This window comes from Acinetobacter sp. AOR41_HL (assembly GCF_027854645.1).
Classification (GTDB): Bacteria; Pseudomonadota; Gammaproteobacteria; order Pseudomonadales; family Moraxellaceae; genus Acinetobacter; species Acinetobacter nosocomialis.
The window spans coordinates 44,382-55,881 of sequence record NZ_JAKTHZ010000049.1 but is presented as its reverse complement, the minus strand read 5'-3'; the positions used below and the strand labels follow the sequence as shown (position 1 = coordinate 55,881).

10 protein-coding genes are annotated in these 11,500 nt (G+C 38.3%); 4 read left to right on the top strand and 6 right to left on the bottom strand.

The features are described from left to right. Window positions 1-477 precede the first annotated feature (477 nt). On the bottom strand, window positions 478-1,710 hold the full coding sequence (gene tyrS, locus MKL35_RS18365; RefSeq protein WP_006581460.1) for a tyrosine--tRNA ligase: 1,233 nt from the start codon (window positions 1,708-1,710) through the stop codon (window positions 478-480). A gap of 62 nt (window positions 1,711-1,772) precedes the next feature. On the opposite strand from tyrS, the gene MKL35_RS18360 reads away from it, so the two are divergent. Next, window positions 1,773-2,900 (top strand): anhydro-N-acetylmuramic acid kinase, encoded by a 1,128-nt coding sequence (locus tag MKL35_RS18360; protein WP_270914364.1) that lies wholly within the window; start codon window positions 1,773-1,775, stop codon window positions 2,898-2,900. Between the two features lie 126 nt (window positions 2,901-3,026). After that, complete coding sequence (locus tag MKL35_RS18355) at window positions 3,027-3,872, top strand: alpha/beta fold hydrolase (RefSeq protein WP_032012021.1); 846 nt, start codon at window positions 3,027-3,029, stop codon at window positions 3,870-3,872. A gap of 56 nt (window positions 3,873-3,928) precedes the next feature. Here MKL35_RS18355 and erpA read toward each other — a convergent pair whose 3' ends face one another. From erpA to MKL35_RS18335, 4 genes are all read right to left on the bottom strand, one after another. Then, the gene (gene erpA, locus MKL35_RS18350; protein WP_000993572.1) at window positions 3,929-4,264 is read right to left on the bottom strand and encodes an iron-sulfur cluster insertion protein ErpA; all 336 of its coding nucleotides are present in this window, start codon (window positions 4,262-4,264) and stop codon (window positions 3,929-3,931) included. Between the two features lie 124 nt (window positions 4,265-4,388). Continuing rightward, on the bottom strand, window positions 4,389-5,393 hold the full coding sequence (locus MKL35_RS18345) for a putative solute-binding protein (protein WP_004882610.1): 1,005 nt from the start codon (window positions 5,391-5,393) through the stop codon (window positions 4,389-4,391). 347 nt (window positions 5,394-5,740) lie between these two features. Continuing rightward, window positions 5,741-6,748, bottom strand: coding sequence for a putative solute-binding protein (locus tag MKL35_RS18340; RefSeq protein ID WP_002051905.1), 1,008 nt, complete (start codon window positions 6,746-6,748; stop codon window positions 5,741-5,743). 255 nt (window positions 6,749-7,003) lie between these two features. Beyond that, window positions 7,004-8,008 (bottom strand): putative solute-binding protein, encoded by a 1,005-nt coding sequence (locus MKL35_RS18335; protein ID WP_004882608.1) that lies wholly within the window; start codon window positions 8,006-8,008, stop codon window positions 7,004-7,006. Window positions 8,009-8,260: 252 nt separating this feature from the next. Between MKL35_RS18335 and abc-f the strand changes: the two genes are divergently transcribed. Next, the gene (gene abc-f / locus MKL35_RS18330; RefSeq protein ID WP_270914363.1) at window positions 8,261-10,192 is read left to right on the top strand and encodes a ribosomal protection-like ABC-F family protein; all 1,932 of its coding nucleotides are present in this window, start codon (window positions 8,261-8,263) and stop codon (window positions 10,190-10,192) included. Window positions 10,193-10,458: 266 nt separating this feature from the next. Next, entirely contained in the window at window positions 10,459-11,016 is a 558-nt protein-coding gene (locus MKL35_RS18325) for a VTT domain-containing protein (protein WP_106479805.1), read from the top strand. 89 nt (window positions 11,017-11,105) lie between these two features. On the opposite strand, the gene cybC is transcribed toward MKL35_RS18325, so the two are convergent. Continuing rightward, window positions 11,106-11,498 carry a cytochrome b562 gene (gene cybC, locus MKL35_RS18320; protein ID WP_004711273.1) on the bottom strand — a complete coding sequence of 131 codons (393 nt, stop codon included), beginning with the start codon at window positions 11,496-11,498 and terminating at the stop codon, window positions 11,106-11,108. Window positions 11,499-11,500 lie beyond the last annotated feature (2 nt).

The window sequence follows — 11,500 nt, the reverse complement described above, 5'->3', positions numbered from 1 at the left end:
ATTTATCACTTAAAGTAACCAACTTAATCTCAAGTAACTGTTTTTCAACAAGTTTCTATCTGCATCACCGCCGATGGATGTGCATTATAGACCATTAACTTACCTTTGCAAGGGGTATTTCAGCCTTTTTCTCTTGAGTGCCGTTTTTTTCTACTATTTTGCGAAAAAAGTGATATATATGGCTTTTTTTTAGGCATTTTCACTACTTTTATTCATTTTTATTTTAGGAAAATACAGTTCACCTTAGATTTTTGATGTCTTCTTATAGAGGTTATAGGCATATATAGCATTTTCTATTCCAAAGATAAACTAGAGCAAATACTCTATTTATTGATTCATACTTTCTATTTTTTTCTTATTCTATTTTTCTACCTATTAAGTTAATTACAAATTGTTCCACGTGGAACCCTTAATTGATTTTGAGATCCAGAAATAAAAAAAGCAGGATTACTCCTGCTTTTTCACTATATAACTTTCTTAGTCAGTGAAAGTTACACGTGCAATTGCTTTCTTACCTGACTGAATAATGAAAGTGCCATTTTCTTTTACAGAGAAACCTGCATCTACTACATTCCAGTCAACTTTTACTGCACCACGTGCTACAGCATCTTTTGCAGCTGCTGCATTTGGATTTAGGCCTGCTACACGTAAAATCGTAGCAATAAAGATTTCGCCTCCAAACTCACCACGTGAAATAGTCACTTCAGGTGTATCTTCTGGCACCTCACCTTCTGTAATACGGTTACCTGCACTCTTATGAGCATTGGCAGCTGCTTCAGCATCATGGAAGCGTTCAACCAACTCGAGTGCAAGAATACGTTTTACTTCTTGTGGATTACGACCAGCCGCGATTTCATCTAATAAAGCTTTGATCTCATCAAGAGATTTAAAACTTAATAAATCGAAATAACGTTCGATTAAAGAGTCAGGCATTGATAATACTTTTTGGTACATTGCACCTGGCGCATCAAAAACACCAATATAGTTACCTAAAGATTTAGACATTTTATTTACGCCATCTAAACCTTCTAGAATCGGCACAGTGATACACACTTGTGATTCTTGGCCATAACGGCTTTGTAAAGTACGACCCATGAGTAAGTTAAAGGTTTGGTCTGTACCACCTAACTCAACGTCAGCTTCAAGCGCAATTGAGTCATAGCCTTGAACTAAAGGATATAAGAACTCATGAATCGCAATTGGCTGATGGTTGCTATAACGCTTAGTAAAGTCATCACGCTCTAACATACGCGATACAGTTTGTTGACTGGCTAACTGAATAAGGTCAGCAGCAGACTTTTGGTTAAACCACTCTGAGTTAAAACGTACTTTTGTTTTATTCGGGTCTAAGATTTTAAAAACTTGTTCTTGATAAGTTTTAGCATTGGCTTCAACTTGTTCACGTGACAAAGGCGGACGAGTTGCACTTTTACCAGTTGGGTCACCAATCATTGCTGTATAGTCACCAATCAAGAAGGTAACTTCATGGCCCAAGTCTTGGAACGTTTTTAGTTTGTTAATAAGTACCGTATGTCCTAAATGTAAATCTGGTGCTGTAGGGTCAAAACCAGCTTTAATTTTAAGAGGACGATTCTCTTTAAGCTTTTTCAGTAAATCTTCTTCTGAAATAATTTCGTGCGTGCCTCGTTGGATGAGGGCAAGCTGTTCTTCGGCGGGCAAGAAATTTGACATCACAAAACCTAAACACATCAGTTATTCAATTTGTGCGATATACTAACATTTTTTCAGCGTCTTGCAGGGGGAAGTTGCATATGAGCGCAATCTATATCGGCGTAATGAATGGCACTAGTATGGATGGTGTAGATATTGTTGCGGCTTCATTTGAGCCACTACAGCTTCATGCCACTCTTACAGTTCCTTTCGAACCCGAGTTACGTGATGAGCTTATGGCATTAACATTACCCGATGACAATGAAATTGACCGTATGGGTAAAGCTGATGTTGCTCTAGCCAAAATGATTGGTCATGGGATTAATAGCTTAATTGAAAAGCATCAATTAGACCGTAGCCAAATTAAAGCGATCGGTTCGCATGGGCAAACTATTCGTCATCGTCCAGAGCATGGCTTTACGTTACAAATTGGCGACCCAAACATTATTACTGAAATCACTCAAATCCCGGTTGTTTCAGATTTCCGTCGTAGAGATATGGCTGCAGGCGGACAAGGTGCTCCATTAGTCCCAGCTTTTCATCAAGCATTATTTCAACATCCAAGCATTCATCGTGTGATTTTGAATTTAGGCGGCATTGCCAATGTAAGTATGTTACCTGCCAATAATCCTGACGGTGTATTCGGTTTTGATACGGGACCTGCGAATATTTTGATGGATGCATGGTGTCATCGTCATACGGGTCATCCATATGATGAAAATGGTGATTGGGCTGCTTATGGGCATCCTATTCGTTCGTTACTCGACCGCCTTCATGCGCATGAATATTTTTCTAAAGAGCCACCTAAAAGTACGGGACGTGAAGATTTCAATATTGACTGGCTAGATGATCAGTTAATCGATTGGCGTAATGATTTAACTTACGATGAGTTAGAAGATACACCAGAAAATATTCAAGCAACCTTATTAAAACTTACTGTGCGTGCTATTCAAAAAGCGATTTATCGTTCTGATATGGAAACAGGCGAAGTATATGTATGTGGTGGTGGGGCTTATAACTCTTATTTGTTAGAACAATTACGCTGGCGTTTACGTAAGCACAATTGGTCAGTTCAAACCACAGATGTTTTAGGACTCTCCCCTACCTGGGTCGAGGCTACAGCATTTGCATGGTTAGCAATGCGTTTTGTGAATAGTTTAAGTGGTAATTTACCAGCAGTAACTGGTGCGTCTGATTTTAGAATTTTAGGAACAATCACGGCGGTATAAGATTTTTTATAAGTTCTTTTACCTAGATTCGACCTCATAGCACATTTACTGACCCGAAATGCTGTTATTTAAATGTGCATAAAAACTCATGATAAATGCCAACAAAAATAAGTAAGGCATGTTGTTATGGATTTGACCAAACGTATTCATCAATATATTCGTGGGGCTTGGACATTCGATGTGATTGATTCAGGCCCTTTAGATGGTCCACTTGTTGTTTTATTGCATGGTTTTCCAGAAACTGCCCATAGTTGGGAGCAAACCTCTGAACTATTGCATCAGCATGGGTTTAGAACACTTGCGATTCATCAACGTGGGTATAGTTTAAATGCTAGACCGGAAAGCCGCTTTGAATATGCTTTAAGTGAGCTAGTCGAAGATGTAGCAAGTTTTATTGAGCAGCTTGGTCAGCCAGTTTATTTAATTGGGCATGATTGGGGTTCTGTAATTGCGTCTAGTGTAACCATGAAGTATCCACAATATATTCAACATCTCACTTTAGTTTCTGTACCTCATCAAGCTGCTTTTTTAAAAGCTTGTTTAAGCAGCAGACAACTTTTTAAATCTTATTATTTTGCAATTTTTCAGCTCCCGATTCTCCCCGAACTTTTATTTAAAAAGATGCCTAAATTAGGCCGTAACTTTCTTAAGTCATCTGGCATGACCGAGCAGCAAATTGAAATATTCGAGACGGAGTTTATAAAAGAAAATAGGCTAACTACGGCGTTGAATTGGTATCGTGGATTTTTCTGGGATAAACCTCAGAATCCTTTTAAATTAATAGATGTGCCAACTCTGTTTATTTGGGGTAAAGATGATATTGCCGTTACTGAAAAAAGCGCCGAGCTAAACTCACGTTATTTTAAAAATAGTTATAAAGCTATTTTCATGAACGCTTCTCATTGGATTCCTTATCAGAATGCACCTGAACTCGTGCAATACTTTTTAGAATCTATAGATGATCGCGGATGATTTCATCAATAAAAAAACCTCTCAAAATAGAGAGGCTTTTTTATTTAAAATTCTTTTTAAATCGAGAACGAAGAACCACAACCACAAGTTGTTGTCGCATTTGGGTTCTGCACAATAAAGCGTGAACCTTCAAGGCCTTCAACGTAATCAACCACTGAGCCAACTAAATATTGATAGCTGAGCGAGTCAACCAGCATCTTTACATCGCCATTTACAAATTCAGCATCATCTTCATTTACGCTTTCGGCGAAATTGAAGCCGTATGAAAACCCTGAACACCCGCCTCCGGTTACATATACACGTAACATGAGATCGTCATTCCCTTCACTATCACGGAGTTGGCGTACCTTATTGGCAGCATTATCTGTCAAAACTAGAGCTTGGGCATTCATGATGATTGTTCCTCGGATTTTGCTGTGCCTTTCAAAATAAAAAAGACCCTATATTGAGTATAGCATAATCAATATAGGGTCTGTCTTCGAAGTTTAAAGCGAATCTTGAGTATTTTTATCAAGATTATTTGTAATTCTCATCTTGTAAGCCACATTCAAAGTTTTTCGCGTCTTGCTTACAACGGAATTGCCATAATAGTTTCATCATCCGTTTATCATAAACGCCGCGCTTTGTAAGGTTAATTCGTGATTCACGCATAAGCTTTTGATAGCCTGGTTTATCCGCAGCAGGTACATCCATCCAGTATTTTTGCGGAATATCCGCTTTCATTTTACCTAAGATAGTAAAGGCACGTGGTAACTGGCCTGCCACCCACTCTCTAGATTTTTGACCAAATCCAGTTGGGAATTTATCTGGACGGATAATAATATTTCCAGTCACCTGTAAGATTGGATAGTTAACGATTGCTCCTTTCGTACCTAAGCCTTTTTGTAGTTCTAAAGGTTTAAAAGCTGCTGCTGGGGCACCAATAATATCAACCTGATGATTATTAAATTTAGCTCCAAAGTTAGTCACATCAGCACTCACAGCCTGTGCCCCTACCTGCTGAACCATAATTTTTTGCGCTTCATCGTAATCTAGTACAGCAATTTTTTTACCCGCAGCTTTCGCCACTGTATTAATACTACGGTCGTTTACTAAAAGGTAAGCGTCCCCTACCGGAATAACACCAACGACTTCATAGCGCCCATTCACCATATATTTACTAAAGGTTGGACTCGCCAAACCTTGCATGACTTTAACAGCAAGTTTGAGATCGGGAATCGCACCAATAGCATCTAATGAACCTGTAAATGAGTTGAATTGACGCCCACGCATACCCGATACGCTAATGCCATCACACTTACCAGCTTTAAAATCTTCAGCAATCACTGCTTCGTTTTGATTTACTTTGAGTTCGATATCAGCTCCCCAGTTTTTCGCTGCAAGCTGATAATCTTTCATGAGTGCATAGACGTCACCATTTTTACCAACGAAGTCAAAAACACAAATAGTTTGTTTGGCTTCGGCTGCAAATGAAATTGTTGTGAGTCCCATCGCAAGTAAAAGCGTTTTGGAAAATCGCATATTCTTTTCCTTTCCTTGTAGATTTTTTGTTTTTAGCATCAAGAAATTTCACGCTGGTCGGCATGATTCTCATGAGATATGCTTCATCTAAAATTTGCGTTTAAGATATTTTTACGAGCAATTCTGTTTATATGAGCTCAATTAAAGAAAAATAGATATTTAAATATCGATAGTACTTCTTTGATCACTCACATCCTTGTTCAGTTTTTATACCTTCATATATCCAGATGAAGTTTTATCTTCAAATTAGATTAGCGACTTTTCAATTCACCACAATGGCTGAATTGACAGCCTATATAAAGCAAAAAAGCCTAGAACTAAGTCTAGGCTTTTAAGATCAATATGAATTATTCACCAGGCATTGAACATTCAAAGTTAGCTTTGTCTACAGAACAACGTGCTTTTTTCAATACAGACATCATACCAGCATCGTAAATACCACGTTTAGTTAAGTCCATACGGCCATCACGTAACATTTTTTGATACTTAAGTTTGTCTTCAGCACTTAGGTTCATTTTATATTTACCTGGAATTTGCGCTTCTAAACGGTTAATCATTGCAAAGTTTTTAGGTAATTGTTTCACGAACCAGTCACGAGACTTTTGGCCAAAGCCAGCAGGGAATTTATCAGCACGTAATACTAGGTCAGCAGTTACATGTAATACTGGGAAGTTCCACATTACACCATTTGCACCCAAACCTTTGTTTAATTCTAATGGTTTGTATGCATAAGCAGGCGCACCTACCATATCTACCTGACCATTGTTAAATTTAGCAGCAAAGTTTGAAATATCAGAAAGAACCGCCTGAGCACCTACACGCTGCACCATAATTTTTTGTGCATCGTCATAGCCTAACACGGCGAATTTTTTACCCGCAGCTTTTTCAACAGAGTTGATGTTTTTGTCACGTACGAAAATGAATGCTGAACCTAGCGGAGAGATACCAGCAACTTCGTATTTTTTACCACCAAGGTTAGTTGTCATTTTGGCAGCATTACGTGCATCTAATACATAAGTAATAGCACGTTGCGCGATTTGGTTATTAGGAACACCACCAAGCGAGTCGATTGATCCTGCGAATTTGTTATATTGGCGTGCGCGCATAGCAGTCATTGCTACCGCATCACATTTACCAGCTTTGAAATCATTATCTGCAACAGCCTCGTCCTGACGAGGAACCAAGTTAATTTCAGTACCCCAGCCTTTTGCAGCTAGAGCCCATTCTTCCATCATTTTATATGAGTCGCCTGCTTTTCCTAAGAGGTCGAATACACACACGGTACTCGCTGCTTGCGCTGAAGCAGAAAAACCAACAACAGAAGCGGCAGCCATAGCAAGTACGATTTTTTTCATTTTCTTCATCCTTCCACGGAACAGATTTTTTGTTTGAAGTTTCCTTTCAAACACAGATATTAATCATGTTTTTTAGAAAAAAATAGAGCTTTTACTCAAATATTTTTATCTCATTGGATCATTGTTTGTGCTATTTAAATTATTTATCAAAATTAAAAACTACTAATTTTCCGTAAGTTACTTTTTATATTCACAATTTTCATACCCATATTCAGCTTTGAAATATGTGTAGCGATTTTGTGATTAAAAAACAAACTACTCACCATTGAGCGTACATTCAAAATTTGTTCGTTCAATGGTACATCGTGCACGTTTTAGTACACTCATCATGGTTGCGTCATATACTCCTTGCTTTGTAAGGCCAAGGCGACCTTCTCGTAATATTTTTTGATATTTCAGTTTATCTTCAACTGAAAAATTGATTTTAATTTTAGAGGGTACTCCAGCTTCCAACCGTTTCACCATCGCAAAATTTTGCGGTAATTGCTTAATAAACCAGTCACGAGACTTCATTCCAAAATTGGCTGGAAACCTATCACTTCTTGCAATTAAGTCCCCTGTAACGTTGACTACGGGAAAAGTAAACATTGCCCCATTTGTTCCAATACCTTTGCCTATTTCTAATGGTTTATACGCATAAGCAGGGGCAGCAATGGCGTCGACTTGGCCATTATTAAATTTTTTCACAAAATCTGTAATTTCTGATGGAATAGGATGGGCACCTACACTTTCCACCATAATTTTTTGGGCTGCGTCATATTGTAAAATAGCAAATTTAGTACCGCGTACTTTTTCAATTGAGTTGAGGCTTTTATCTCTTACAAACAAGTAAGCCAAACCAATCTGGACAATCCCCACCACCTCGTAGTTTGTTCCATTTTGTGCAGTTACCATACGATGTTTATTACGTTGGTCTAAAACGTAACTAATTGCCTTTTGAGCAATTGCATTACTTGTCACCCCACCAATAGCATCAATCGAACCTGCAAATTTATTGTAATTTCGCGCTCGCATTGAGGTCATATAAGCTGCGTCACATTTGCCCTCACGCAGTCTACGATCTACCAAAGCTTCGTCTTGAAATGGAATTAAAGTAATGTCGGCCTGCCAACTTTTCGCTGCCAGTGCCCACTCTTCCATCATTTTGTAGGATTCACCTGATTTTCCCAATAAATCGAATACACATACATTTTGCCCAGCATGTGCTGTTCCCATAGCACAGCAAAATACTGCACCAATTATCCCCAATCCTTTTTTCATTTGACTTTCCTTAGTCTAGTTTTATTAGGAGTTCATTTATCAACCAAGTTTTAAATTGTTTTTATTTTAGCCATATTTTTTAGAATGTGGTCTATCTCGTTAAAAATTTAGATATTTTCAGACGAATAGCTTTAATAAAGATAGGTTAAGCCATGCAATCTCAACATTTAGAAACTAAAACTCTGAAAGTTTTGTTTTCAGGTTCAGTTCTCTTTAAAATACAGCATCCCTAACTCACCTCGATAAGACAAGATGATTCAATTTGACCAAGTTTCTTTACGCCGCGGTGGACGTGTTCTCTTTCAAAAAGCGTCTATGCAATTACACCCAGGTTGGAAGATTGGTCTGACTGGGGTCAATGGTGCAGGTAAATCAACATTATTTGCAGCATTACTAGGCAGTTTAGGCGCAGATGAAGGTACTCTTACTCGCCCTTCGGTCTGGACAGTGGCGCATATGGCACAAGAAGTTAAAGCTCTAGACATGCCTGCCATCGATTTTGTTCTTTCTGGTGATGAAGAATATTGGGATATTCAAAATAATCTTGCTCATCCAGATCAACTCACAGATTCAGACTTGGCTAAACTACATGGCCGCTTTGATGAAATTCACGGTTATTCAGCACCATCTAAAGCTGCCCAGCTTATGGCTGGCTTAGGTTTTTTAGAACATCAATTACGTTTAAACGTTGCTAGCTTTTCTGGTGGATGGCGTATGCGCTTAAACTTGGCGCGTACATTAATGAGTCGTTCTGATCTACTGTTACTAGATGAACCAACAAACCACTTAGATTTAGATGCAATTTTGTGGTTAGAAGACTGGCTTAAAGCCTATGAAGGTACCCTCATCCTCATTTCGCATGACCGCGACTTTTTAGATGCAATTACAGATCATATTCTTCACATCGAAAATCAAGAACTCACGCTTTACACTGGTAATTACTCCACATTTGAAACAACTCGAAGTGAACGTTTAGCACAACAACAACAAGCTTTTGAGAAGCAGCAAGAAACCCGTGCTCACCTACAAAAATTTATTGACCGTTTCAAAGCAAAAGCCACTAAAGCTCGTCAGGCACAAAGTCGTATTAAACAACTTGAGCGTATGCAACAACTCGCACCTGCTCATGTTGATACGCCGTTTACTTTTAGTTTCCGTGAACCGACCAAAATGAGTTCACCGTTGCTGACGTTAGATAATGCCAGCATAGGTTATGGTGAAAAGCTAATTGCTGAAAAAATCAGATTACAAATTACACCAAATTCGCGTATTGGTTTACTTGGTATGAACGGCGCAGGTAAATCAACTTTGATTAAGAGCTTGGTCGGTGATTTACCACTTCTAGCAGGTGAACGTAAAGCTTCAGAGTTACTTAATATTGGTTACTTTGCACAGCACCAAATGGATGCTTTAGACGGCCATGCCAGCCCGATGCTTCAACTTGCCCGTTTGGCAGATAAACAAATTAGTGAAGCCACTTTACGTTCATTTCTGGGGAGTTTCGGGTTTAGTGGTGAACGCATGGATACCCCATGTGAAAGCTTTTCTGGCGGTGAGCGCGCTCGTTTGGCCCTAGCACTGATTGTATGGCAGCGTCCAAATGTTTTAATTCTCGATGAGCCAACCAACCATTTAGATCTTGATATGCGTCATGCACTGAGCATGGCTTTACAAGATTTTGAAGGTGCTGTTGTTCTGGTTTCTCACGAACGCCAACTTATTGCCAGTGTGTGTGATGAGCTTCTTTTAGTACACGGCGGCAAATGTACCGAATTTGAAGGTGATTTGCAGGATTATGCTAAATGGCTACGTGAAGCGCGTCAGCAGCAGATTAATGCTCAGACTGCTGTAGCAGCAAATAACTCATCATCTGCTGTCCCTGCTCCAACTAAAGTTGATAAAGAAGCACAGCGTAAGGAAGCCGCACGCCGTCGTGAACAGACCCGACCTATTCGTAAAAATATTGAGAAGGTTGAATCACAAATTGAAAAGCTTCAACCGCGACTTGCTGAAATTGAAGAAGCTTTAGCAGATAGCTCATTATATGAAGCGAATCGTAAAGATGATTTGCTTAAGCTGATGAATGAACAGACTGAGTTGAAGGCGAAGCTTGAACAACATGAAGAGCAACTTTTAGAACTCATGATGGAACTTGAGGAAATGGAAGCTTCTTTCGAAAACTAAGTTCTTATCAGTACTGGTATTTTTAAGTACCAGTACTGGCTTTTAGTTCAAATTAGAGCTTTATTTGCACTACTATATAAAAATTTGAATGACTTCTAATAATATTTCATTCAGCTGTTAAATTTTTGAGATAGATTCAAATTTGATAACATATAAAACTTAAGCTACATCTTAAGGGTTGCCATATACAGATAATTTAACTAAATTCTGTAACTTCGTTTTTACCCTTCTTGAGTAGGTATTTAATTCGGGATCAGACAAACTGAATGAATTTTATTGATTTTATTACTAATTTTGAACATTTTTTACCTATTTTAATTCAGGAGTATGGCGCATGGGTCTATGCCATACTCTTTTTGATCATTTTTTCTGAGACAGCTTTTGTTTTTATGTTCTTTTTACCAGGAGATAGTTTACTTCTAACTGTAGGGGCACTTTGCTCAGTAATTGAAATGATGCATCTGGGTTATATGATTACTTTGCTTACCATAGCTGCCACCCTAGGCTATATTGTGAACTACTCTATTGGACGTCATTTTGGTAACCGTATTTTTGAAGCAAAATCACGTTTGATTAAGAAAGAGTATTTAAATAAAACCAACCGTTATTTCTTACAACACGGTGGCAAAACCATTCTTCTGGCACGCTTTATTCCTTTTGCACGCTCTTTTGCACCATTAGCTGCTGGCTCTAGCAATATGAGTTATGGAAAGTTTTTAATCTATAATGTCGCTGGAGCTATTTTGTGGATCTGCCTTTTGTTAACAGCTGGATATTTGTTTGGCCACGCACTCATTCAAGTTACAGACTTAGTAGAAAATTAATCTTTTTCAAGTTAATCCACTCAAATAAACCAAAAAAATAAAGGGAATGAATCAATCATTCCCTTTATTTTATTTAGATCAAAATGAATCTATCTAAATTTTTTATGGTTTTCATTACGAATATTAACCAGATTTATTGCTTCAGTTTTGGCTTGGTCTAATTGACCTTTATCAACCAATACAGTAACGCGATCAATTTCAGCAACCAACTGATCTAAACCCGCTTGATATTGCTTTACCTGTACATTTTCCGGCGGTAAACCTTCTAACTTATGAGGTAAAGATTTTTTTGAAGATAATGCAGCCTGACGCATAATCACAAGCTGCTGTTTTGCGTTATTGAGATCTTTCGCTTCAGCAAAGGCTTTTGTGCTCTTTGCTAAAGTTTTCATGTCAGCTTCCAAGTCAGCTGCAAATGCAGAATGACTCACTAAAGCTGCACATGAAATCAGCATACTTGCTATAAACTTTTGACTCATCATCT